At 57.4% G+C, this 23,248-nt stretch carries 21 protein-coding genes; 16 read left to right on the top strand and 5 right to left on the bottom strand.

Annotated elements, in window-relative coordinates; genetic code table 11:
* The first annotated feature begins 51 nt into the window (after positions 1-51).
* Both AC2FJE_RS00410 and AC2FJE_RS00405 read left to right on the top strand, forming a co-directional pair.
* On the top strand, positions 52-1,164 hold the full coding sequence (locus AC2FJE_RS00410; protein WP_109311858.1) for a Ppx/GppA phosphatase family protein: 1,113 nt from the start codon (positions 52-54) through the stop codon (positions 1,162-1,164).
* On the top strand, positions 1,164-1,880 hold the full coding sequence (locus AC2FJE_RS00405) for an RlmE family RNA methyltransferase (protein WP_058271698.1): 717 nt from the start codon (positions 1,164-1,166) through the stop codon (positions 1,878-1,880). The genes AC2FJE_RS00410 and AC2FJE_RS00405 overlap by 1 nt, the downstream gene beginning before the upstream one ends.
* A gap of 1 nt (position 1,881) precedes the next feature.
* Here the strand turns inward: AC2FJE_RS00405 and AC2FJE_RS00400 are convergent, their stop codons facing one another.
* The 3 genes from AC2FJE_RS00400 to AC2FJE_RS00390 all read right to left on the bottom strand — a co-directional run bounded on the left by AC2FJE_RS00400 (position 1,882) and on the right by AC2FJE_RS00390 (position 4,932).
* On the bottom strand, positions 1,882-2,070 hold the full coding sequence (locus tag AC2FJE_RS00400) for a hypothetical protein (protein ID WP_496760358.1): 189 nt from the start codon (positions 2,068-2,070) through the stop codon (positions 1,882-1,884).
* Positions 2,071-2,167: 97 nt separating this feature from the next.
* Positions 2,168-4,069 (bottom strand): multiheme c-type cytochrome, encoded by a 1,902-nt coding sequence (locus AC2FJE_RS00395; protein ID WP_496760356.1) that lies wholly within the window; start codon positions 4,067-4,069, stop codon positions 2,168-2,170.
* Positions 4,066-4,932 carry a YihY/virulence factor BrkB family protein gene (locus tag AC2FJE_RS00390; RefSeq protein WP_496760354.1) on the bottom strand — a complete coding sequence of 289 codons (867 nt, stop codon included), beginning with the start codon at positions 4,930-4,932 and terminating at the stop codon, positions 4,066-4,068. The genes AC2FJE_RS00395 and AC2FJE_RS00390 overlap by 4 nt, the downstream gene beginning before the upstream one ends.
* 178 nt (positions 4,933-5,110) lie before the next feature.
* Between AC2FJE_RS00390 and AC2FJE_RS00385 the strand changes: the two genes are divergently transcribed.
* The 8 genes from AC2FJE_RS00385 to AC2FJE_RS00350 all read left to right on the top strand — a co-directional run bounded on the left by AC2FJE_RS00385 (position 5,111) and on the right by AC2FJE_RS00350 (position 13,538).
* Positions 5,111-6,196, top strand: a complete 1,086-nt coding sequence (locus tag AC2FJE_RS00385; protein ID WP_282118390.1) for an AI-2E family transporter — start codon at positions 5,111-5,113, stop codon at positions 6,194-6,196.
* Positions 6,197-6,199: 3 nt separating this feature from the next.
* The gene (locus AC2FJE_RS00380; protein ID WP_496760351.1) at positions 6,200-7,312 is read left to right on the top strand and encodes an acetoin utilization protein AcuC; all 1,113 of its coding nucleotides are present in this window, start codon (positions 6,200-6,202) and stop codon (positions 7,310-7,312) included.
* A 108-nt stretch (positions 7,313-7,420) separates the two neighbouring features.
* Positions 7,421-8,398: an AAA family ATPase gene (locus tag AC2FJE_RS00375; RefSeq protein ID WP_496760350.1), complete on the top strand. Its 978-nt coding sequence runs from the start codon at positions 7,421-7,423 to the stop codon at positions 8,396-8,398.
* A gap of 17 nt (positions 8,399-8,415) precedes the next feature.
* Positions 8,416-9,363 (top strand): DUF58 domain-containing protein, encoded by a 948-nt coding sequence (locus AC2FJE_RS00370; RefSeq protein WP_496760348.1) that lies wholly within the window; start codon positions 8,416-8,418, stop codon positions 9,361-9,363.
* Positions 9,360-9,833, top strand: a complete 474-nt coding sequence (locus tag AC2FJE_RS00365) for a DUF4381 domain-containing protein (RefSeq protein ID WP_496760346.1) — start codon at positions 9,360-9,362, stop codon at positions 9,831-9,833. Before AC2FJE_RS00370 ends, AC2FJE_RS00365 begins: the two co-directional genes overlap by 4 nt.
* Complete coding sequence (locus AC2FJE_RS00360) at positions 9,833-10,816, top strand: VWA domain-containing protein (protein ID WP_282168266.1); 984 nt, start codon at positions 9,833-9,835, stop codon at positions 10,814-10,816. Before AC2FJE_RS00365 ends, AC2FJE_RS00360 begins: the two co-directional genes overlap by 1 nt.
* Positions 10,813-12,318, top strand: coding sequence for a VWA domain-containing protein (locus AC2FJE_RS00355; RefSeq protein ID WP_496760343.1), 1,506 nt, complete (start codon positions 10,813-10,815; stop codon positions 12,316-12,318). The genes AC2FJE_RS00360 and AC2FJE_RS00355 overlap by 4 nt, the downstream gene beginning before the upstream one ends.
* Positions 12,315-13,538 (top strand): hypothetical protein, encoded by a 1,224-nt coding sequence (locus AC2FJE_RS00350; RefSeq protein WP_496754123.1) that lies wholly within the window; start codon positions 12,315-12,317, stop codon positions 13,536-13,538. The genes AC2FJE_RS00355 and AC2FJE_RS00350 overlap by 4 nt, the downstream gene beginning before the upstream one ends.
* A 2-nt stretch (positions 13,539-13,540) precedes the next feature.
* Here AC2FJE_RS00350 and AC2FJE_RS00345 read toward each other — a convergent pair whose 3' ends face one another.
* On the bottom strand, positions 13,541-14,221 hold the full coding sequence (locus AC2FJE_RS00345; protein WP_058271709.1) for a Crp/Fnr family transcriptional regulator: 681 nt from the start codon (positions 14,219-14,221) through the stop codon (positions 13,541-13,543).
* 194 nt (positions 14,222-14,415) lie between these two features.
* Here AC2FJE_RS00345 and AC2FJE_RS00340 point away from each other — a divergent pair, with 194 nt between their 5' ends.
* The 3 genes from AC2FJE_RS00340 to cls all read left to right on the top strand — a co-directional run bounded on the left by AC2FJE_RS00340 (position 14,416) and on the right by cls (position 18,546).
* Positions 14,416-16,017 carry an arylsulfatase gene (locus AC2FJE_RS00340; protein ID WP_496754125.1) on the top strand — a complete coding sequence of 534 codons (1,602 nt, stop codon included), beginning with the start codon at positions 14,416-14,418 and terminating at the stop codon, positions 16,015-16,017.
* Positions 16,018-16,119: 102 nt separating this feature from the next.
* Positions 16,120-17,109: an HAD family hydrolase gene (locus tag AC2FJE_RS00335; RefSeq protein ID WP_496754127.1), complete on the top strand. Its 990-nt coding sequence runs from the start codon at positions 16,120-16,122 to the stop codon at positions 17,107-17,109.
* A gap of 24 nt (positions 17,110-17,133) precedes the next feature.
* The gene (gene cls / locus AC2FJE_RS00330) at positions 17,134-18,546 is read left to right on the top strand and encodes a cardiolipin synthase (protein ID WP_496760340.1); all 1,413 of its coding nucleotides are present in this window, start codon (positions 17,134-17,136) and stop codon (positions 18,544-18,546) included.
* Here the strand turns inward: cls and AC2FJE_RS00325 are convergent.
* Positions 18,543-18,977, bottom strand: a complete 435-nt coding sequence (locus AC2FJE_RS00325) for an ion channel (RefSeq protein WP_109311846.1) — start codon at positions 18,975-18,977, stop codon at positions 18,543-18,545. The genes cls and AC2FJE_RS00325 overlap by 4 nt on opposite strands.
* A gap of 170 nt (positions 18,978-19,147) precedes the next feature.
* Here AC2FJE_RS00325 and AC2FJE_RS00320 point away from each other — a divergent pair, with 170 nt between their 5' ends.
* Genes AC2FJE_RS00320 through AC2FJE_RS00310 form a run of 3 tightly spaced genes read left to right on the top strand, consistent with a single transcriptional unit; the run spans position 19,148 to position 23,236 of the window.
* On the top strand, positions 19,148-19,795 hold the full coding sequence (locus tag AC2FJE_RS00320; RefSeq protein WP_282168259.1) for an ABC transporter ATP-binding protein: 648 nt from the start codon (positions 19,148-19,150) through the stop codon (positions 19,793-19,795).
* Positions 19,792-22,206, top strand: coding sequence for an ABC transporter permease (locus AC2FJE_RS00315; RefSeq protein ID WP_496760338.1), 2,415 nt, complete (start codon positions 19,792-19,794; stop codon positions 22,204-22,206). Before AC2FJE_RS00320 ends, AC2FJE_RS00315 begins: the two co-directional genes overlap by 4 nt.
* Positions 22,196-23,236 (top strand): lipocalin-like domain-containing protein, encoded by a 1,041-nt coding sequence (locus tag AC2FJE_RS00310; protein WP_496754135.1) that lies wholly within the window; start codon positions 22,196-22,198, stop codon positions 23,234-23,236. The genes AC2FJE_RS00315 and AC2FJE_RS00310 overlap by 11 nt, the downstream gene beginning before the upstream one ends.
* Positions 23,237-23,248: the final 12 nt, after the last annotated feature.

The following is a 23,248-nucleotide window of genomic DNA, read 5'->3' as shown; positions in this document are numbered from 1 at the left end:
CAATCGCCCGACCTATGGTCGGGGTAACTCGAAAATCGGAGGGCGTTTAATATGGCGCCCAAGCGTCCCAAAGGTGCGGGCGCGTTCCCGAAGGCGGTCGAAAGCCCCGCGCCGGCAAGACCCGATCCAGATGCGTTGTATGCGGCGCTGGATTTGGGAACCAATAGTTGCCGCATGTTGATAGCCCAGCCCAAGGGCAGCGGCTTCCATGTGGTCGACAGCTTTTCCAAATCCGTGCAATTGGGCGCGGGTTTGGAACGGACCGGACGGTTGTCTCGGTCTTCTATGGCGCGCACCATACAGGCGCTTCGCATCTGTCAGCAAAAGCTGAAACGCAACAAGGTCAGGCGCATGCGTCTGGTCGCAACCGAGGCGTGCAGGCGTGCCAAAAACTCACGCGAATTTATCCGGCAGGTAAAACGCGAAACCGGACTGACGCTTGAGATCATCCAGCCCGAGGAAGAGGCGCGCTTGGCCGTGATCTCCTGCGCGCCGTTGGTGTCCACCAAGACCGATCAATTGCTGGTCGTGGATATTGGTGGCGGATCAACCGAACTGGTGTGGATCGACATCTCATCCGTACCGCGCCGGGACCGCCCCGCCGCGATCATGCGGTTGCACCATGGGTTTCACACGACTGACAGCCCCTTCCCTGCGGCAAAAGTCGTCGACTGGATCAGCGTACCCCTGGGTGTTGCAACCCTGCGCGATCAGTTCAACGACGTCGAAGATGACTCCGCTCGCTTTGCCCTGATGAGCTGGTTTTTCGAAGAAAACCTTGCCGATTTCGCGCCTTACAAGGACGAGCAAGCCCGCCTCGGGTTCCAGATCGTCGGTACCAGTGGCACGGTTACAACCGTTGCGGCCTCGCACCTTGGGCTCAAGCGCTATGACCGGACCAAGGTCGATGGTTTGCGCATGACCAGCGATCAGATTGACAAAGTCATACGAGGGTATCTAGAACTCGGCCCTCAGGGTCGGCGCCGGGATCCGCGTATCGGCGATGACCGGCAGGCCCTGATCATGTCCGGCTCGGCCATTTTGCAGGCGCTGTTAAGATGCTGGCCCACCGACCGCCTTTCCGTGGCGGACCGGGGGCTGCGCGAAGGCCTGCTCTATGCGCAAATGAGCGCGGACGGCGTACTGGAAGACGGACCGTTCTGATGGCGAAGACACCAAGTGGCAAAAACAACTCGGGGCGCGGGCAGCGTGACCTGAAGGTCAAGGTAAAGACTGCACGCGGGCGTAAGCTCAGCTCGACCCGTTGGCTCGAGCGGCAGCTGAACGACCCCTATGTGAAACGTGCGCAGGTCGAAGGGTACCGTGGGCGCGCAGCGTTTAAGATATTGGAGCTGGACGAAAAGTACCGGTTCCTCGTGCCGGGTGCACGTGTCGTCGACCTGGGCTGTGCGCCGGGTGGATGGTTGCAAGTCGCGGTCAAACGAGTGAATGCGCTGGGCGAGCGTTCCGGCAAACGGATAGGCACAGTTCTGGGTGTCGACCTGCAAGAGGTCGAACCGGTCGCAGGTGCCGAGGCACATGTGCTGGACTTCATGGAAGACGATGCCGACGACAAGGTCAAAGAGTGGCTGGGCGGCAAGGCTGACGTGGTGATGTCGGACATGGCCGCGTCGTCATCTGGGCACAAGCAAACCGACCACATGCGCATCATGGCTCTGTGCGAAACGGCGGCCTATTTCGCCTTTGACGTACTGGAAGAAGGCGGCACGTTTGTTGCCAAGGTTCTGGCCGGTGGCGCCGAAGGCGATCTGCAAAAGCTGCTGAAGCAGAAATTCGACAAAGTTGCGAATGTGAAACCACCCGCGTCGCGTTCGGACAGTTCCGAGAAGTTCGTTGTCGCAACCGGGTTCCGGGGCTAGATCAGTAGTCCAGCGAAATCCGATCCTCTGTCAGCACCTGTTCGCGCAGTGAAGCGGCGGCAATACCTTGTATCAACAACGCTTGGCCGTGATTGATGTATTCCGGTGGTCGGGCCCGCAATTCCTCGATCCGTTGCGACAAAGCCAGTGGCTTTTTGAGCTTGGACGTGTGGACCGGTTTGAGAAACATGTGTCACCTATAAGCTGGGGCAATTCTTGCCTCAGCTTGATCGGTAACTATGAAATTTGCCGGGAAAATGACGGAAACCGGGCCAAGCCGTGCCGTTTCAGCGGCCCAGTTGCTGCTTCAACTGCAATAGGTTCGGGTCCTCTGGGATGATCTCTAATCCCTGGGCCAGAACATCGCGTGCGGCCTGAGGTCCACGATTGATCTGCGCCAGTTGCACCAGCATTGGCCAGGCTTCGGCGCGTTGCGGGTCAAGGGTAACCACCTCTTGAAACGCCCGCTCGGCAGCTGGCGCGTTGCGGAACGTCAGGGCCATCCCGCCAAGCACGAGATGCGTTTCAGGAAAATCCAGACGGTTGGAAATCGCCGACTGCCACTCGGACATGCCCCGCCCCGACAATTGCTGCTGTTCCGCAGTCAGGGCCTGCGGCGGAATGTTCAGAAACTCCTTTGCTGCCGAAATGCGGACATTCCGTAACGGGTCGGACAGCAGCGGCTCAAGCCGTTGAACTTGATCGGGCAAACTGGCCTGACGCTGCAGCGGAGCCGCATTTGCCCGAACCAAAGCGTCTTCGTCCACCAACAGCTCTGCAGTTCTGGCCGCCACATCTGCGGACCCAAAAGATTGCAGCAGATAGGCAGCCGTGGCGCGCACGATGCCGGGTTGCTTAGGGTCGGTTGCGATGTCCAGTAGCTCGTCTGGCCCATCCGCACGACCAAGCGTTGCTGCCTGAAAGGCCGGTCCAAAATGCGGCTCTCGATGCGCGCTGTCCGGAAACCAGCCTTCGATCTGCTGGGCGGCCCATGTCTGATCCTGATCCGAATGGCAATCCGTACAGGCATCCTGCCCAAGCCCCAAATCGGGACGAGGTACACGGAAACTGTGATCGCGCCTGCCGTCGACACCCATATAGACACGCTCGATCATGTGGCAGGACTTGCATTGCGCGCCGTCACTGCCCTCTGGGTGATTGTGATGTTCTGGCGCGTCGTAATCTTTGGCAGCCAGAGTCGGAAACCGTGGATTTGCGGCGGGCGAATGACACTGCGTACACACCCCGTTTCCATCCGCCCTCAGACTCGCGCTGTGCGGCTCGTGACAATCCATGCAGCCCACGCCGCGGTCATACATCTTGGATTGCAGGAACGAGCCGTACACATAGACTTCATCCAAAATCTGACCGTCCGAGTGGTACAACCCCGGACGAAGGACCGCCAGATTGTAGGCGTCATGATAGGGCGTTCCGGGCAGCGGGTTGCCATCTCCATGCGCCTCACGACGGGAATGACACCCGGCGCATTGCTGAATCTCGGCCTCGGTCTGGCCTTTACCCCAATCCATCAGGAACCCGGTGTCGCCCAGACCCTGCGGCAGGCTTTGCCCCCCGACCCACTCGATATGTGCCGAACCCGGGCCATGGCAGCTTTCGCACCCTACGCCGATCTCGGCCTGTACCGAGTCGTATGTTCTGGTTTCAGCGTTGTACTGTTTCTCAAAACCGGTCGCGTGACATTCCGCACACCGTGCATTCCAGTTCTTGTAGGGTCCGGTCCAGTGCAACCCGTCATCTGGGGGTAAATCCTGATCGGGATAGAGGTGAAACCACTGCTTGTTCTCGGTATCCCAAACAACATCGAAACTCTGCAACCGGCCGGGTTCTGTTGCGAACAAGTATTGCTGCAATGGCTCAATGCCGACGACGGAATGTACGCCGTATTCGGTGGTCACTCCGTCTTTTTCCGTGACTTTTGCGCTCAGCGCGCCTTCGGTGTCGGTGAATTCAACGGACATCCCGTCATGTTCGAACCGCGTTCCGTCAAAATCGGCAACAACAGCCCCGTCTTCAACCTCGGTCCAGGCCAGCGCGTGGTGGGAATTGGACCATGCCGCCGCCTCGTCCTTGTGGCAATCGGCACATTGATCCGACCCGACATAGGCCGGAGCCTGGCCAAAGGCGGCCACAGGAACAAACAGCCCGACACACAACGCCAGAAATTTCACTGAGAACCCCGATCCTGATTGTCTTCCAGATCCATCAAAGCGCCGTTGTACTCGGCGCCAAGGATCAGAATTGCCGCGCACAGGTACAAAAAGATCAGCGCCGCCATGACGCCAGCCAAACCTGCATACGTGGCGCTGTAGCTGGCGAATTGCGCGATGTAGATCGAGAACCCCCACCCGCCGGCCGCCCACAAGGCCAACGTCAGAACAACGCCCGGCAGAATTTGCATCAGCTTGTGCCGCCGCGTCGGCAGGATCAGATGTGCTAACAGGACAGTGCCAGCCGGAACCGCAACCGTGAAGGTCCAGCGCAACCTGTCCACCGACAACCAGTCCGAAACGTTCACATCAGTCTTTTCGCTTACCAATTGAGTGTATGCGGGCAAAACAACTTCGACCGCGGCAATGGCCAGAATGGCAACGCCACCAACGATCACGAGCCCCAGGCACAGCAATCGGGTTTTCCAGAACGGCCAGACGTCCCTGTCGTGATATGCTTGGTTCATGGCCGCGCGAACCGCCAGGACACCGTTTGAGGCAAAGAAGATCGCCAAAAGACCACCCAGCGTTATAACGCCCGAGCCGGATTCCTGCAGGACGGCCCGCAATTCAGCCACGATTGGCCCCGCGACGTCTTTGGGCCACGCCCCGAACACAAGCTCGATCAGTTCATCGGTGACATAGCCCTGGGACAACGACCCCGCCAAAGCCACTGTGAACAACACAAATGGAAACAAAGCCAGCATCAGGGACATAGCGACGTGGCTGCTCATCACGAACCCGTTTTTGTTGTTGAACCGCACCACGGCCAGCCACAGCGCCTGAACTGGCCGGCCAATTGAGGGAATCACACGTGCATTCATGCGCTCAGCCTAACCCGCCTCGGCTTTGCTCTGAAATGGCAAATCCCTTCAGAACATAAATTATCTCGCCCAAATGTTTGGGCACATTGCAGAATCTCGCCCAGCGGTGCAGGATCATCTACCAGAGCGACCACCAATCGTTGTAACGTGCTACGCGGCATCACAGGCGGGCTAAGCGATGACTTTGGAACCTGATCAGAACACGGGCGGTCCGCGGCTGAAGCTGTCGGTTGTTCGGGATGCGACAATTGTCGCCACACTGATTGTATTGGGACTTTACGCGGGTTCAGCATTCCTGATCCCGCTAACCATGGCTTTGTTGATCAACGTTTTGATTATCGCGCTGAGCGACCGGGTAATCTCGATGGCCCGGGTGCCCGTCTGGCTGGCCAACATCGCCGCAGTCACAGTTGTTTTGGCTGGTTTGTTCGTGATCATGTACATCCTCGGCAGCCAGGCGACGCAGTTCGCCCGATCCATCAGCACGTATGAAACCCAGTTCGACGGCGCCGTGAACCGGGTCACGGGGCTGGTTGGCAATGACGTCACCACGTTTATCCGTGACAATCTGGTCAGTATCGACATGTCCTATGTCGCGCGTGTGTTGCTCAGCAGTGCAACATCGTTGCTGAACCAGTTTTTCCTGATCAGCCTGTACGTGGCCTTCCTGATGGCCGAGCGTCTGGCGTTTCGCAAAAAGATACAACTGGCGGCGGGCAATCCTGAAACCGGGGCGGAATTCACCACAATTCTGGATGCGATCACCGACAGCTTGCAGCGCTATGTCGGGGTAAAAACCTTCATCAGCCTGGTCACGGCGGGCATCAGTTACTCGGTCTTCAAGGCGCTTGGGCTTGAATACGCCGAAACATGGGCCGTGCTGACTTTTGCGTTGAACTTCATCCCGTCTATCGGTTCGATCATTGCCGTAATTTTTCCGGCCATGATTGCCCTCGTCCAATATGAAACGATCGGGCCTTTCCTGATCATCGTGTTTGGCTGCGGCACCATCCAGTTTCTGATCGGCAATTTTGTGGACCCCGCCTTGCTGGGCCGGTCGCTGAACATGTCTACGTTTCTGGTGATCCTCGCGCTGACGTTCTGGACAACCGTTTGGGGGCTGATCGGTGCATTCCTTAGTGTTCCTTTGACTGTCTGCATTCTGATCATCTTCAGCCATATTCCTGCCCTTAGGCCAGTGGCTATTCTGATGTCTCTTGATGGCCGCCTTGGTGATGACAACGCACCCGCACGGACCCAATAATCTGTGCAAAACCCGATCTTCATAGGGTCCGAGATCTATCGCCATTCGACCTATGGTTCAAAACACCCGCTGGCTATCCCGCGCGTCTCCACCGTCATGGACCTGTGCCGCGCGCTGGGCTGGATCAATTCGGAAAATTACAGTGTCAGCCCCCGCGCAAAACCCGGCGCGCTGCACCGCTTTCACACGCCGGACTACATAGATGCGCTGCAGGCCGCGGAAAGAGCTCAAAGCGTCTCGGATGATGTACGCTCGACCTATGCGCTGGGCACGCTGTCCAACCCGGTATTCCCAGAGATGTACAGACGCCCCGCCACTGCGGCCGGAGGATCAATGTTGGGCGCTGAACTGATCCGCGATGGCGGCATCGTTTACAACCCTGCGGGCGGAACACATCACGGCCTGCCCGACCGTGCCAATGGGTTTTGTTATCTGAACGACCCGGTTTTGGCGATCCTGACACTGTTGCGAATGGGCCTGGACCGGATTGTCTACGTCGATATCGACGCCCATCACTGCGACGGGGTCGAGGCCGCCTTTCAGGGTTTGGAAACGGTTCGGATGATTTCCATTCATGAAGCCCGACGGTGGCCGTTCACCGGCAAGCTTGATGATGATGCAGGCGGCGCGGCGTTTAACCTTCCGGTGTCCAGAAACCTCAACGATGATGAATTTGGCGCCATTCTCGACCAGCTGATCCTGCCCGCGGCTGAGGCCTTCAAACCGCAAGCCCTTGTCCTGCAATGCGGCGCCGATGCGGTTGCCGAGGACCCGCTGTCGCGCCTGGCGCTGTCCAACAATTCTCACTGGAAAGCCGTCGCCGCACTGAAAGGTCTTGCGCCCCGCGTTCTGGTCCTGGGCGGAGGCGGTTATAACCCGTGGTCAGTTGGCCGCTTGTGGACTGGTGTTTGGGCCACCTTGAACGACCTCGACATCCCCGAAGTGCTGGAGGCAGACGCGCAAGCCATCCTCGACGCATTGACCTGGAACCGGGCAGCTGGCCGAAATCCTCCGATTCACTGGCTTCGAACGCTGCGCGACGCGCCAAATCACGGACCTATCCGACCAGAACTGAAGGAAGATTTGCGCCGACTGACCGCGCGGATTTCACAGTAGATCGGCGAAATAAAGGCTGCTAACATACCGCTGTTACGACACATTTTCTAATTTCCGCACAAAATCACAAAGTCAGTTTGGAAAATTGACGTCGATTGGACCCACCAAATGAATGCACTTAATCAGATAAATGATCTCAAAGCCCGAATGGGACAATCCATTATCGGACAGACTGACGTGATCGACCGCCTTCTGATCGGGATGTTGGCCAACGGAAACTTGCTGATCGAAGGGCTTCCCGGTTTGGCCAAGACCCGCGCGGTCAAGGCAATGGCCCGCAACCTGGATGCACGTTTCAGCCGGATTCAGTTCACTCCGGATCTGCTGCCATCGGACGTCACCGGGACCGAGGTGTTTCAGCAGACCGATGACGGTGGCACATTCCGGTTCGAGCCAGGCCCCATCTTCGCCAATATCGTTCTCGCGGACGAGATCAACCGCGCCCCCGCCAAAGTTCAGGCTGCGTTGCTTGAAGCGATGGAAGAACGGCAGGTAACCGTCTCAGGAACCACACATAAAATGGAACCGCTGTTTATTGTGATGGCGACCCAGAACCCGATTGAACAGGAAGGCACCTATCCATTGCCCGAAGCGCAAATGGACCGGTTCCTGATGCATGTTCAGATCACCTACCCGCCGGTCGAGGATGAGGTTGAGGTGATCCGTTTGGTCCGAGGCGAAGAAATCGCTGCGGGCAAAAGCGCATCCAAGGAAACACCGCCGGCAATCCCTCAGGACGCTGTATTTGCGGCACGGGCCGAAATCGGCCAGATCCACGTATCCGACGCAATGGACCGCTACATGGCCGATCTGGTGCAGGCCACGCGAACGCCCGGCGCGTTGAGCGATGAGCTGGCCAGCTGGATCGACATCGGTGCCAGCCCACGCGCCTCGTTGGCTTTGGACAAATGCGGTCGCGCGCATGCTTGGATGAACCAGCGCGATTATGTCGACCCGGCAGATATTCGCGCCATCGCACATGATGTATTCCGCCACCGCATCACCCTGAGCTTCGAGGCACAAGGCAGCGCCAAATCTGCGGATGATGTGATTTCGGAAATCCTGCAGCTTGTTGCGCTGCCCTGAAACCAAAGGAACGCCGCGTGTCCCAGACCGCCGCATATCCCGACGACCCACGCATACACGTTGATGCGGACCACCTTTTAAAGCTGGGTCCAAAGTCCCGCGCGATCAGCCTGCTGCCCCGCCAACCTGCCCGTTCGATCCTAAACGGCCGGCATGCCTCACGCTTGCGCGGGCGCGGTCTGAACTTTGAAGAACTGCGGAATTATCTGCCCGGGGACGACATCCGTACCATCGACTGGAAAGTGACCGCGCGCACCGGAGAACCCCATGTTAGGGTCTATACTGAGGAACGTGACCGCCCCGCCCTTTTGCTTGTGGACCAGCGCGTTTCGATGTTTTTCGGCACACAAGTCTACATGAAATCGGTCATCGCGGCTGAAGCCGCGGCGATCGCTGCACACCGGGTGCTGGGGCAAGGCGACCGGGTCGGCGGGATCGTCTTTGGCGATTCCGATGTGGCCGAACACCGACCCCAACGTCGACCCGCTGCCCTGACGCGGTTCCTGTCATCCGTGGGCGCGCTGAATTCAAACCTACGCGCAACGTTGCGGGATGAGCCAACCGTGGCGTTGAATGATGTGCTGAAGCAGGCCGCGCGGATCGCGCATACCAATACTTTGGTGTGCGTCTTTTCCGATTTCGATGGGCTGAATGAGGTGTCAGAGAAACTACTTTGCAGACTTTCTGCCTCGAATGATTTGATATTGTTCAATATTTCTGATCCCAGTTCGCGTGAAATTGCCCCGGACCTTCGGCTTACGGTGTCCGATGGCGACCGCCAGATTGAACTCGACAGCTCGGACCCCGATTTGTCGCACCGAATAAGAACAGCGCTGGAAGATCGACTTGCCCAGCTACAGACGTGGTCGCGCCGCTATGGATTTCCCGTAGTACCGTTGACCACGGCGGAGCCGACGCTCGACCAGTTGCTCAAGCTATTTGGTCATCCCGGAGGCCGAAGATGAGCGTCGATGTCGAAGGCAAATCACTGGTTGACCTGCTGGACATGCTGGAACCTGCCCCGGTGCCCGAGCCTATTTCCATGATGCCGCAGACCTGGGGATGGGGCGTTTTGGCCTTAATCCTTGCTGGGATTATCATCCTTGGCGTTTACGCCTTTCTTCGCCACCGACAGTTTAATGCATACCGACGTGAAGCGTTGATCGAATTGGCCGCGTCAGACAACGACGCCGCAAAGATAGCCGAAATACTCCGCCGCACGGCTCTGATCGCGTATCCACGTCGGAAAGTCGCTGCACTGCATGGAGAAGAATGGACCAACTTCCTAAACCAAACCTCTGATAATGTTACCATTACTGATGGCGCCGGCCGCCAACTTGTAGAAGCACCATACAGAGATGTAAAAGCCGATCATGATCTGGAAGTCCTCGCGCGAACTTGGATCAAGTCCCATAAGCGGGAAAGGACAGCGTGATGTTCTCCTTTGCCGCGCCTTGGGTTTTCCTCCTGCTCCCGTTGCCATTTTTAGTGTATCGGCTTGCCCCACCGTATCGCGAAAAAAGCAGCTCGATCCGCATCCCATTCTTTCGCCATGTCGCACAGGCCGCTGGAGTTGAACCCAAGACAGGATCCGTCATTCCCCGCCGAGCACGGTTTCAGGTCGCCACAATCGCATTAATCTGGCTTCTTTTGGTAGCAGCCATGGCCCGCCCCGAAAAACTTGGTGAACCATTGGCTATCGAAAAGTCGGCGCGCGACGTGGTGCTTGCCTTGGACATTTCAGGATCAATGGACCAGCGGGACTTCACAACAACGGATGGCGCTCCGAAACAACGGCTGGCCGCGGTTAAGGATGTGCTGCGTCAATTTATTGCCGAACGCCAAGGCGACCGGATGGCTTTGATCATCTTTGGTACTCGGGCCTTTGTTCAAGCCCCTTTCACCGAAGATCTGAACAGTTTGAATGGGTTCCTGGATCAAACTCAAGTTGGCATGGCCGGTCCCAATACTGCGCTGGGGGATGCAATTGGTCTGGGCATACGCACCTTTGACTCCAGCGAGGTCGACCAGCGCTTGATGATCGTTCTAAGCGACGGGGCGGATACGTCCAGCCGCATGACGCCGGTAAACGCCGCAGCAATCGCGGCCGAGAAAGGCGTCGTCATCTACACGATCGGCGTAGGTGATCCTGACGCCTCGGGCGAGGACCGGGTCGATCTGGATGCCTTGAAGGACATCGCAGACCGTACGGGCGGCGAATACTTCTTTGCAGATGACGAAGAGGCATTGGCTGACACATACGCACGAATTGACGAACTCAATCCCCGCGTTGTGGAAACACAAAGCTATAGACCACGTGAAAGCCTTGCCCATTACCCGCTTGCGTTGGCATTGCTGACCATGCTCATCTTCATGACCGGCCAACTTGTCATCCAGCGGCGCCGAGGTGCAGCATGAGCAGCACGTTGGCAGATTTCCATTTCTTGCGAGCCTCTTGGCTGCTGTTCCTCATCCCTATTGCGATACTCTGGTGGGTGATGCGGCCCAAACCCAATTCGCACTCCCAATCCATAACCGGCATCGCGCCGCACCTTGCCGCCGCCCTCACCCTGGGGGCAGAAAACAAGAAGCGTGTGTACCCGATAGACGTCGCGATGATCGCAGCAATCTTTGTCACCTTAGCCGCGGCCGGACCGACATGGTCACGGGCCCCGAACCCTTTGGTTGCGGACACGGCCCCGCTGGTAATAGCACTGAAGGTCACGGACAGTATGGAGGAACCGGACCTGCCACCATCCCGGCTGGACCGGGCCAAGTTCAAAGTGACAGATCTGATCAATGCGCGTGTCGGAGCGCAGACCGCTTTGATTGCCTACGCCGGAACCCCACACCGCGTTGCGCCCCTGACCGAGGATGCCAACATCCTGCGCCCGCTTTTGGAGGGCCTCGCGCCTGCAGTCATGCCAAAACAAGGGGATTCAGCCGCAGATGCATTGGCCCTTGCCGAAACGATCCTGAACGTCAGTGATACACCCGGCGCAGTCCTGTTCGTTCTGGACGACCTCGACCCGTCTCAACTCGCTGCTTTTGAGAACACAACCGTGCCCGTGTTTTTTCTGACAATGCTGCCGAACGGTCAAAACATCGCTCAGTTAAACGACCTGAGGACCGCAACGGTTGTTCCGTTCTCTAACGATGAACGTGATATCAACCGCTTAGAGCGTAAAATTCAATCAGCTTATACTGCGGCGCTGGACGACGATGATCGATTGGACTGGCAGGACAGAGGGTGGTTATTGGCTTGGCCCGCCGCGTTTTTGTCGTTGCTTTGGTTCCGGCGCGGTTGGGTGATCCGTTTGTTGTTGCTGGCAGTAATTTTTGCGGCTCCATCAGGACCCGCAAAAGCCGATGGTTGGCGAGATTGGTTCCTGACCCCGGATCAACAGGGACAGATTGCGATGAACCAGAAACGCTACGTTCAGGCGGCAGAGCTGTTTGGAGACCCATATCACAAGGGGTATGCACAGCTGAAGGCAGGTCAGTACCCCGAAGCCGCGGCAGTCTTTGCCGAACTGGACACGCCTGAGGCCGCCTTTTCCGAGGGAATGGCGCGCATTCGAAACCGCGAGTACAGGCCAGCCATAGCAGCGTTTGAAACAGCTTTGGAGCGTCGACCAGACTGGTCCGAAGCGCAGCACAACCTGGAAGTTTCCAAAGCCATCCTCGACTTCGTTGAAACAACCCGGGAGCAGTCGGACACAGGCGAAGAAGCGGGCATCGGGGCCGATGACACAGTCTTTGACAATGAAGCCGGGCGCGGCGAGGACACGACCATTCAGGCCCCGACCGAAGGTGCGCAGGCTATGTCTGCCGATCAGTGGATCAGCACGATCGACACAGATATGCAGGACTTTCTGCGAAATCGCTTCCTCTTGGAAAATCAGGAGCAGCAGCAATGAGATACCTCATATTCCTCATGCTGTTTTTCCCGCTACAACTGGGCGCGCAGACAGGTGTTCAACCGCAGGTCACAGCCGAGGCACCGACCGATCCGGTTACTGTCGGGCAACCGGCCATCGTACGGATAAAAGTACTTGTCCCCACTTTCATGCCGTCCCCGCCGGTTTTTCCGTCGCTCGAACAAGAAAACATGCTTGTTCGCCTGCCTGAGCGTGCTTCCGGCCCAATCAGCGAAACTGTGGATGGCGAGACCTGGTCCGGTGTTCAACGCAGCTACCGTCTGTATCCGCTTCAGGCTGGGCCGATTGAATTCGGCAAGCAAGAGGTTGTGGTGACCTTTGCCGATCCCGAAACGAATGCTCCAACGACGGTCAGTGTTCCCTTGCCCGAAATGGCCTTGAACGCCGTTGTACCAGAGGGCGCTCGCGATCTGGACCCGCTGATCCTGGCCACGGGGTTCACGGTCGACCAGCAGATCGACGGATCAACCGAAATGGAAAACGGGGGTGCCATCACTCGACGCCTGACTGCCAAAATTGCCGGCACGACGCCCCTTCTGGTGCCTGAATTGATCCCCGACATGCAGGACCCGCTTCTGAGCGCCTATCCGAAAGAGCCACGTATTACCGAAAGTGAAGACCGGGGTGTTCTGTCTGGCCAGCGCGTTGATGAGATCGTCTATCTTGCGCAACAAGGTGGCCAGACCCAACTGCAGCCTATCACGATCCGGTGGTACAATCTGGACACCAATCAGGTTGAGAAAATTGATATCGACGCGGTTGATCTAACGCTTGCTCCACCGAAGTGGCAGCCGCCGGATGCGGATACGATTTTCAGGTTGCTTGCCTTGGCGGCCGGTTTGACACTAGCTCTTTGGGCATTTGTACGGTTTCTTGGTCCGCGTGTCACAAGTTGGAAACAGGCGCGGCGCGACAGATATCAAATATCTCCGGACTTTGCGTTGGATGCATTGAGGACAGCTTTGCAAGCCAATGATATTTCAATGTCTTATTCCGCCTTGGAGATGTGGAAGCTGCGAAGCGACACCCCCGAAAAGGCAATTGGCCTGGAAGAACAACTGGCAAGGATCGGGGCCGCAAGATACTCATCCCGCACCGGCTCAATACCGGAGGCTTGGGCTGCGGCATTGTCCGAACTCAAGGTTATGAAACAAGCGGAACACCGCGCTCGGAACCCGCTACCGCCGCTTAACCCGTAGGGTCAGCACTGGCAGGCGGCGATCAACTTGCGCCTATCCTTAAGCCGTACGCGGCCATACCCAAGCTCGATCAATCCCAGCTCTACCAAGTTGTGCAATTTACGGTGTAGCGTAGGCAACGACACTGCCACCATTTCGGCCAGTTCATCCTGTGACACGACGATCCACCCATCGGATTTTGAGGCCCCTTCATCCAGGTGCAAAAGGCGGAGAACCAACCGTTTTTCCGCCCCGGTCACTGCCAGATTTGCCATGATGCGCAGCGCAGTTTGCATGTTCTCATGCGATAAAGCATAGAAATCTCGAACATATTCGGGATTGTCACGAACAAGTCGGTCCAGGCGCCGAGACGGAAAAAACAATGCTCGCGTTTTCTGTGTCGCAACAACACTTACCAGTCGGTTGGACTCAGCTAACAACGCAAGATCACCGATCCAGAACCCGCCACCCTGTCTGTGGACAACGAAGTCCTGTCCATCATCCGCAGGTGCAGTGATTTGAACGGAACCCTCTAGAACCGCAAAGACCCCGTTGGCGGGATCTCCGTAGTTATACAGCGCCTCACCCTCATCGAAAGATTTTGCGACCCCACATGCAAGCAAATCCGATTGAAAGCTTGCGCCTCGCGCCCCGAACCACCCTGAGGCAAGCAGCATCTGTCGGTCACGTGGATTTTCAAACATTAGTATTCATCAATCTCATCATATGATAGGTTTCCGAGCATTGTCATAGCCTAAGGTAAGGCTATTCGATTCTCGACGTAATGTGAATTTTTCCTACCGGGAATCAATACGTTGTTGGCGGAAAAGATAATCGCCGCCATCAATTACTTTTAGATCAACGGATCATTAAGATCCGGCCAATTCAGGAGTAGACCATGTCACCACCCCTATTGATTACAGATAGTTGGCGCGGCACATTGCGCAAATTCGCCGTAGCTACTGTCGCGGTTGCGCTGGCCCTGCCCGCCTGGGCCCAAGATCAAAAGCCCAATATTCTTGTGATCTGGGGCGACGACATCGGACAATCCAATATCTCGGCCTATACGATGGGCCTGATGGGATACCAAACGCCGAACATCGACCGCGTCGCGAATGAGGGCATGATATTCACCGACTATTATGGTGAGCAATCCTGCACCGCCGGTCGATCATCTTATATCATGGGCCAATCGGTATTCCGCACGGGCCTGTCAAAGGTCGGTCTGCCGGGTGCAAAAGAAGGTATGCAGGTCGAGGACCCGACCATTGCCGGTCTCCTGAAAGCTCACGGCTATGCAACAGGTCAATTTGGTAAAAACCACCTGGGCGATCGGGACGAAATGCTTCCGACCAATCATGGTTTCGATGAGTTTTTCGGCAATCTCTATCACTTGAATGCAGAGGAAGAGCCCGAGAACGAAGACTATCCCCAAAACGCTGAATTCCGCGAGCGGTTCGGTCCGCGTGGGGTCATCAAATCCAGTTCCGATGGCATGATCGAAGACACCGGCCCGCTTACCAAAAAGCGGATGGAAACCGTGGATGACGAAACAGTTGCGGCCGCGCTCGACTTCATCACGCGCAAAACCGAAGAAGGCGTACCGTGGTTTGTCTGGTGGTCGGGCACTCGGATGCATTTCCGTACGCATGTCAAAGACGAAATGCGTACAAAGGCTGACGAAATTGCCGGCAAGCATATGGACGAGTACCAAGCGGGTATGATCGAGCATGACATGCACATCGGTCAATTCCTTGCTCTGCTGGATGAACTGGGAATCGCAGACAATACCATCGTTCATTATTCCACCGACAATGGCCCTCATATGAACACTTGGCCAGATGCGGCCATGACGCCGTTCCGGGGTGAAAAGAACACCAACTACGAAGGTGGGTGGCGCGTGCCATCCATGGTACGTTGGCCCGGTAACATTGAGGCCGGTTCGGTCAGCAATGAAATCATGCATCACATGGATTGGTTGCCAACTTATCTGGCGGTCGCCGGAAATCCGGACATCAAGGAGCAACTTCTGGAAGGGATCACCGTTGCCGAAGTGGGCGGCGGACGAGACTACAAAGTGCATCTCGATGGATACAATTTCCTGCCATACCTGACCGGTGAGGCCGAAGAAGGCCCACGGCACGAGATTTTCTACTTCTCGGATGATGGTGATTTGACTGCGCTGCGCTATGACGATTGGAAGGCCGTGTTCCTCGAGCACCGCTATCCGCAGACTCTGCGCGCCTGGGCCGAACCCTGGACCGAACTGCGCATTCCATTGCTGTTCAACCTGCGCCGCGATCCCTACGAGCGGGCCAATATCACCTCGAACACCTATTGGGACTGGTACATTGACCGAGTCTACCTGCTGTTGCCAGCGGCTGAATATGTAGGCCAGTTCCTTGATACTTTCGAAGAGTTCCCACCGCGGCAGAAGCCCGGTAGCTTTACGATTGGCGATGCCAAGGACAAGATCTTCAGTCAGGTTGGCTCGAAGTAAAACCGAAAAACCAGAACCCGCAGTACCCATCTGGCACTGCGGGTTTTTTTGATTTGTTTGCAGCATTTTTATTGCCGCAAGATGCGTCAAAGGTAACGAACCATGACACGAACACTCTCTGCTCTTGCTGTGGCAGTCGCTCTGAACAGTTTCGGAAATTTCACCGCGTCAGCGGACCCGCTGCCCTCTTGGGCGGAATCGGATTCGCGGGACCGCATTATCGAATTTGTCGCCGCCGTGACCGACCCGCAGCGCCCTGAATATGTGACGCCAGCAGAAAGGATCGCCGTTTTCGACAATGACGGCACGCTTTGGGCCGAACAACCTGTGTATTTTCAATTGATCTTTGCTATGGATCGGCTGGCTCAGATGGCTAAGGATGACCCTTCGATCCTGACTACGCCCGTTTTGCAGGCCGCTGCGACAGGCGATCTGAAGACGGTCGCGGAAGGTGGTCATGATGCCTTGATCGAGGTGTTGAATGCCTCTCATTCCGGCGTCACGGTCGACGAGTTCCAAAGCGCCGTCGCCGACTGGCTGGAAACCGCCCGGCACCCGGAAACCGAACTGCCCTATGACCAGATGACCTATCAGCCGATGGTCGAGTTACTGCGGTATTTGCGAGACGAAGGGTTCAAGACCTACATTGTCTCCGGCGGTGGAGTGCACTTTATGCGCGTCTTCGCCGAGGAAGCCTATGGCATCCCACCCGAACAGATTCTGGGTACATACATGGACACCATTTATGACAGCGCGGACGGTGGACCGGTCATTACCAAAGCCGATGGCATCGCTTTTGTGGACGACAAAGAAGGCAAACCGATCAACATTGAGCGGACGATCGGTAGACGCCCGATTCTGGCCGGGGGAAATTCGGATGGCGATTTTGCCATGTTGGAATGGACCACCGCAGGCGATGGGCCACGGTTGGGTGTTTTGATTCACCATACCGATGCAGAACGGGAATGGGCCTATGACCGGGAAAGCCCAATCGGCAAACTGGTCGATGGACTGGACAAAGGGCCAGACATGGGTTGGGTGATTGTAGATATGGCGCAAGACTGGTCACGCATCTACACTGGGGCGAACTGAACCACCACGGAGCCCGATAACCCCATGTGGACACTGCTTGTTTCCGCCTTCGTCTTTGCGCTTTACACAACAGCAGTTTTCTTTTCTGTCCGCGCGGCCCAAACCGCGCGGACACCTCAGGGCGCGGTCGGTTGGGTGGTCTTTCTGATCTCGGCCCCGATGTTTGGCGTGCCGCTTTACCTGTTTTTGGGACACCATAGATTTCGGGGTTACCGTATCGCACGCAAGGAAAGCCAGCGCGTGGTTCAGGGGATCAAGACCTTCGCCGACTACTCAACGCCCGATGCCGACAAATTGCTTATCAACCCCAAACCGTTCGAGGCGCTGGCGCATATGCCCGTGTCGCGCGGCAACGGGGCAGAGCTATTGGTGGATGGGCAGGCCACCTTTGATGCGATTTTTGAGGCGATTGATGCTGCCAAAACTTACGTTCTGATCCAGTTCTACATCGTACGCGCCGATGCCTTGGGTCAGAAACTGAAAGACAAGCTGATCGAAGCAGCCAAACGCGGTGTCAGCGTCCGGTTCATGATGGATGCCGTCGGTAGTTACGCCCTGTCCAATGACTACATCGAAGAGATGCGCGAGGCCGGTATCGCCGTTTCGGATCCACGTGAACAACGCGGACCAAAATTCCGTTTCCAGTTGAACTACCGCAACCACCGCAAAACCGTTGTTATCGATGGCGAAACGGGATTCATCGGTGGTCACAACATCGGGGTCGAGTATCTGGGCCAGGACCCGCATTTCGGACATTGGCGCGACACCCATGTCAGGTTGACCGGCCACATTGTCCGGCAATTGCAGTTGATCTTCATCGAAGACTGGCACTGGGCGCATGAAGAAGATCTGATCGACCAGTTGGATTGGGCCGGGTCTGAGGCGGACCAGGACATCAATGCGCTGCTGGTTGCGACGGGCCCCGGCGATGAAACCGAAACCGGGTCGATGATGTTCTTCGCCGCCATCACAGAGGCGCGGAACCGGATCTGGATCGCGTCCCCCTATTTCGTACCCGACATCGATATCATGACCGCCCTGAAACACGCAGCTTTGCGCGGTGTCGATGTGCGCATTCTTGTTCCTGATGTCATTGATCACCGCCTGCCCTGGCTGGCGGCTTTTGCCTATTTCGATGAAGTTCGCGCCTGCGGTGCACAAGTCCTGCGCTACACAGACGGCTTCATGCATCAAAAGGTCTTCGTTGTGGATGACTCACTGGCCGCAGTAGGCACGACCAATCTGGACAATCGATCATTTCGGTTAAATTTCGAGGCAATGGCCCTGTTCTTTGATCCCCAGACCACAGCCGCAGTCGATGCGATGCTGCAAAAAGACTTTGCCAAAAGCTATGAGCTGACGCGCTATCTGGAACAGCAACCAGTGCACATACGCCTCGGCGCTCCGCTGGCGCGATTATTCTCACCCATCCTTTAAGCCATGAACCTTTCCTGAAACACCCGGGTCATAAGGGCGACCATGTAGGCCGTGGACAACCCAAAGGCCAACAGGCCTGTAACTGCAGCAAAAGTACCGAAAATCCGCAGATCTTCGCCCAAGACGATGTCGCCGTAGCCAAGTGTTGTGAATGAGACCAACGAGAAATAAAGCGCCGTGTTCCAGTCGGGCAATACATCGCCGAAAACCCAGACGATGGCCCAAATCCAGACCTGAATGGTGTGGGTCGCGACAATAAAGGCAAGCGCGGTTGCAATTGGACCGGCCGTTGCCAAAATTGCACCTCTGGCTTCCCAACGCTCGATCAGCCTGTTGATGGCCAGCGTGCACATTGTCAGAAGAAAGATTTCGACCAGAAAGCAAAGCCCGAGAAACGTGCTGCCCCAAAGGATCTGCTGTGACAAGGTCATGTTTTCGCATCCTGAATTGTACCGACGACGGATCGCCTAACAATGACCTGCACTTTCGGCTGAGACAACCCGCTCACCCATGTTCATAGTGCGGCGAAAGGAACCTATGGCGCGTCAACGCTGGACAGTTGGCGAAACTGTTGCAAATCCTTGTAAAAATGAGGGCGAACATGCTTGTGAAATTTGACAAGGTTCAAAAATCCTATCCCGGTGGTCGGCCGGTCCTGCGCGACGTGTCATTGTCGCTGGATCGCGGCCAAACGCTAGCCCTGACCGGCGAAAGCGGCAGCGGTAAAAGCACCCTGCTGAACCTTGCTGCTGCATTGGACACTGTGGACAGAGGGAAAATCACACTGGACGGCGTAGCCCTGTCGCAACTGGATGATCCGGGCCGGGCCGCCCTGCGCCGCACGTCCTTATCGCTGGTGTTTCAGCAATTTAACTTGATCCCATCTTTGACAGCAGGTCAAAACCTGTCGTTTCATGCCCGGTTGGCCGGATGCCACGACCCCGATTGGTGCGCCCATCTGGCCCAGCGGCTGGGCCTTTCCGATCTGCTTGATCGATATCCCGAGAACCTGTCGGGCGGACAACAACAGCGCGTTGCCATCGGTCGTGCCATGGCCGCCCGGCCCAAATTGCTACTGGCGGATGAACCTACGGGAAACCTGGACGAAACAGCCAGCGCCACCGTTCTTGACCTCATGTTGGCTCTTGTTGCGGATACCGGGGCCGCGCTGCTTTTGGTCACCCATTCGCACGAGATTGCGGCCCGTTTGGATCGGCGTGTGCATCTGTCTGGCGGGCTTATCGCATGACGCTGACCGTCATTCAGGCGCTGGCCTCTCATTGGCGGGCACACCGGCTGCAACTGGCGACCCTGCTGATCGGCCTGGCCCTTGCAACCGGGCTCTGGTCAGCGGTGCAGGCCATCAATGCCGAGGCTCGTGCCAGTTATGATCGCGCCGCCGATCAGCTAGCACTGGGTCGGTTTGACGAGTTACACAACCCCGTCGGTCCGATCCCCCTGTCGCGATACGTCGAGCTGAGGCGCGCGGGCTGGCAGGTCGCTGCGGTACTGGAAGGCCCATTGCGGGTTCAGGGTCAGACATTTCGGGTCCTTGGCGTAGATATGGTGGCCTATCCCGCCCTGCCCGCCGTCACGCAGATGGAACAAAGCGTCACGCCACCCGACCCTGCCGATATGTTGACCGCGCCGGGGCGATTGCTGACGACCCCGGTTTTGGAGCCGCTATTGGCCGGCCAGACCGGTTTGCCTCCGATCCTGATCAGCGATGCCTTACCGCCCGATCTGATCCTGACCGACATCGGTGTGGCCGAGACGTTACTGAAGAAGCCGGGAGAGATTTCGCACCTGATCATTTTGCCGGATCAGCCCAGTTCAATTCCACCGCTGTCGACTATTGCCCCCGAACTGGAGCGGGTCCCGGCACAGGAACAACTGGATACCGCACAACTGACCGACAGTTTTCACCTGAACCTGTCCGCCTTTGGCCTGCTGTCCTTTGCGGTGGGTCTGTTCATCGTGCACGGAACCGCGGGCCTGGCCTTTGCCCAGCGGCGCGGCATGATCCGAACCCTGCGCGCTTTGGGCGTTTCGATGCGGCGGCTGGTTTGGCTGATCATGGCTGAGCTTTCCGTACTGGCGATTGTCGGCGGTATACTCGGTTTGGTGCTTGGATTTTTCCTCGCAGGCGCGCTGTTGCCGGATGTGGCTGCAAGTTTGCGCGGACTTTACGGTGCACCTGTCAGCGGCCAGATCTCATTGCAACCTCAATGGGCACTGTCCGGGTTGGCGATGGCCTTGGGCGGCACTTTTCTGGCCAGCGGACACGCCTTGTATCGCCTGTCGCGAATGCCGATTCTAAGCGGCGCAGGCTTGCAGGCCTGGCGCAGCGCGGCCTCGGGTAGCTGGGTCGTCGCCCTTGCCGGTGTCGCCGCTACTGTCGGGGGCATTCTAGCCATGCTGTTGTTCGGAGGGTTGGAGGCCGGTTTCGTCATGGTCGCCGGGATGCTGGTCGGGTCCGCGTTGGTATTGCCCTATGCCTTGTCGCGCCTCCTGATTCTGTTTCAGCGTTCAGCGAAAGGGCCAATAGCCCAATGGGTCTGGTCGGACATGCGCGCCCAACTGCCGGGCTTATCTTTGGCGCTGATGGCCCTGTTGCTGGCGCTTGCCGCGAATATCGGCGTAGGCACGATGGTTTCCAGCTTTCGGCTGACCTTTACCGGCTGGCTGGACCAGCGCCTGACATCCGAGCTCTACGTCACGGCCACCACCGATCAGCAGGGTCGGAACATCGCTGAATGGCTGAATCCGCAGGTAGATGCCATCCTGCCGATCCGAAGCGTTGAACTGGCGCACTCTTCGGGGCCTTTGTTTCTCTATGGCATCATCGACGATCAAACTTATCGTGAGAAATGGCCGCTGATCAGTTCTTCGGAACGTGTTTGGGACAGGATCCACGACGGAACCGCTGTGCTGATCAACGAACAACTTGCCCGCCGGGAAAACCTTTGGCCTGGCGACTCTTTGGCCATCACACCCGCCGACACGATGACCATCGCAGGTGTCTATTCGGACTATGGCAACCCAACCGGTCAGGCCATCGTTTCCATGGCCCAACTTGATCAGATCGCGCCCGGCGCTGAGGCGCGCCGGTTTGGTATTCGTGTCGCGCCTGATCGGGCCACGGATCTGGCCCAAGCGTTACGCAACCAATTCGACCTGCCCCGCCGAGCAGTCGTCCAGCAAGCCGCAATGAAGGCGCAATCCATGCAGGTGTTCGAAAAGACATTCGTTGTGACCTCGGCCTTGAACATCCTGACGCTGGGGGTTGCAGGGTTCGCCATTCTGACCAGCCTGCTGACGTTGTGGACGCAGCGCTTGCCCCAGATTGCGCCCATCTGGGCCCTTGGGTTGACGCGCGCGGAACTGGCCCGGCTTGAGCTTTTGCGCAGCGTGCTGCTGGCCGCTTTGACCGCCTTGCTGGCTCTTCCGCTGGGGTTAGCTTTGGCTTGGGCCTTGCTGACGGTCATCAACGTCGAAGCGTTTGGCTGGAGGCTGCCGATGTACCTGTTCCCTGTCGACTGGGTCTATCTGTTGGGTCTGACCCTGCTTGCGGCAACCGTTGCCGCGGCCCTGCCTGCCGCCCGTTTGCTGCGCCTGCCGCCTGCGGATCTACTGAAGGTGTTTGCCAATGAACGTTAGGATCTGGCTGATCGTCTTGCTGCTGACCGTGCCGGGCATTGCCCGCGCGCAGGGATACGCAGGCCTGGGCGGTTCGGCTGAAGGGTTCACTGTGCCCCAGCCGGGGTATGCGTTTCAATTCCCGCAGGATCATGGCCCCCACCCGGACTACAGGATCGAGTGGTGGTATCTGACGGCAAACCTCAAAGGTGAGGATGGGCGCGATTATGGTATCCAGTGGACCCTGTTTCGGTCGGCACTGAAACCGCATGAGGTCGAGGGGTGGCAAAGCCCGCAAATCTGGATGGGCCATGCTGCGGTGACCACGCCCGACAAACACTATTTCGCGGAGCGTCTGTCGCGCGGCGGCATCGGTCAGGCAGGGGTTACGGCAGCGCCATTCGAGGCGTGGATCGACGAATGGCACATGCGCGGGTCAGACCCAGACGCGGTCAGCCTCTCTGCGAACGGTGCGGATTTCGGCTATGACCTAAAACTCGAAGCCAACGGGCCGTTCGTTTTTCACGGCGAGGACGGATATTCGGTGAAATCCGGCGACGGGCAAGCCAGCTATTACTATTCCCAGCCGTTTTACGAGGTACAAGGCGTTTTGCGGCTGCCAGATGGCGACGTGGCGGTCACCGGGCAAGGCTGGCTGGACCGCGAATGGTCATCACAACCTTTGGCCGCAGATCAAAGCGGCTGGGATTGGTTCTCGCTCAGCTTTGACAAAGGCGACAAGATGATGGCTTTTCGGTTACGCGGCGACCGAGGTGATTTCACCGCGGCAACGTGGATCGCCGCCGATGGTACGACGACTGCGATCCCCGATGGTTCGGTCGCGTTCGAGCCGCTGACGACCGCGCCCGTTGCTGGCCGCGACGTACCTGTCAGGTGGCGCGTCACATTGTCTGACCGGGATCTGGACGTCGAGGTATCAGCGCTGACACCCGACGCGTGGATGGCCACCCGGTTTGAATACTGGGAAGGTCCCGTCCAGATCAGCGGCAGCCATTCCGGACGGGGGTATCTTGAGATGACAGGATACTGATCCGCCCAATTT

The sequence above is a fragment of the Ruegeria sp. CDSC002 genome, from assembly GCF_059610905.1.
Note: the sequence above shows the minus strand (reverse complement) of the source record. Positions and strands in the feature narration are given on the sequence as shown.

What these genes read in the sequence shown, in the direction of transcription:
- AC2FJE_RS00315 (WP_496760338.1), top strand. Translation starts at nt 19,792, where the DNA reads ATGACGCTGACCGTCATTCAGGCGCTGGCCTCTCATTGGCGGGCACAC.
- AC2FJE_RS00410 (WP_109311858.1), top strand. Translation starts at nt 52, where the DNA reads ATGGCGCCCAAGCGTCCCAAAGGTGCGGGCGCGTTCCCGAAGGCGGTC.
- cls (WP_496760340.1), top strand. Translation starts at nt 17,134, where the DNA reads ATGTGGACACTGCTTGTTTCCGCCTTCGTCTTTGCGCTTTACACAACA.
- AC2FJE_RS00375 (WP_496760350.1), top strand. Translation starts at nt 7,421, where the DNA reads ATGAATGCACTTAATCAGATAAATGATCTCAAAGCCCGAATGGGACAA.
- AC2FJE_RS00320 (WP_282168259.1), top strand. Translation starts at nt 19,148, where the DNA reads ATGCTTGTGAAATTTGACAAGGTTCAAAAATCCTATCCCGGTGGTCGG.
- AC2FJE_RS00365 (WP_496760346.1), top strand. Translation starts at nt 9,360, where the DNA reads ATGAGCGTCGATGTCGAAGGCAAATCACTGGTTGACCTGCTGGACATG.
- AC2FJE_RS00400 (WP_496760358.1), bottom strand. Translation starts at nt 2,070, where the DNA reads ATGTTTCTCAAACCGGTCCACACGTCCAAGCTCAAAAAGCCACTGGCT.
- AC2FJE_RS00405 (WP_058271698.1), top strand. Translation starts at nt 1,164, where the DNA reads ATGGCGAAGACACCAAGTGGCAAAAACAACTCGGGGCGCGGGCAGCGT.
- AC2FJE_RS00355 (WP_496760343.1), top strand. Translation starts at nt 10,813, where the DNA reads ATGAGCAGCACGTTGGCAGATTTCCATTTCTTGCGAGCCTCTTGGCTG.
- AC2FJE_RS00385 (WP_282118390.1), top strand. Translation starts at nt 5,111, where the DNA reads ATGACTTTGGAACCTGATCAGAACACGGGCGGTCCGCGGCTGAAGCTG.
- AC2FJE_RS00340 (WP_496754125.1), top strand. Translation starts at nt 14,416, where the DNA reads ATGTCACCACCCCTATTGATTACAGATAGTTGGCGCGGCACATTGCGC.
- AC2FJE_RS00350 (WP_496754123.1), top strand. Translation starts at nt 12,315, where the DNA reads ATGAGATACCTCATATTCCTCATGCTGTTTTTCCCGCTACAACTGGGC.
- AC2FJE_RS00390 (WP_496760354.1), bottom strand. Translation starts at nt 4,932, where the DNA reads ATGAATGCACGTGTGATTCCCTCAATTGGCCGGCCAGTTCAGGCGCTG.
- AC2FJE_RS00335 (WP_496754127.1), top strand. Translation starts at nt 16,120, where the DNA reads ATGACACGAACACTCTCTGCTCTTGCTGTGGCAGTCGCTCTGAACAGT.
- AC2FJE_RS00345 (WP_058271709.1), bottom strand. Translation starts at nt 14,221, where the DNA reads ATGTTTGAAAATCCACGTGACCGACAGATGCTGCTTGCCTCAGGGTGG.
- AC2FJE_RS00325 (WP_109311846.1), bottom strand. Translation starts at nt 18,977, where the DNA reads ATGACCTTGTCACAGCAGATCCTTTGGGGCAGCACGTTTCTCGGGCTT.
- AC2FJE_RS00360 (WP_282168266.1), top strand. Translation starts at nt 9,833, where the DNA reads ATGTTCTCCTTTGCCGCGCCTTGGGTTTTCCTCCTGCTCCCGTTGCCA.
- AC2FJE_RS00310 (WP_496754135.1), top strand. Translation starts at nt 22,196, where the DNA reads ATGAACGTTAGGATCTGGCTGATCGTCTTGCTGCTGACCGTGCCGGGC.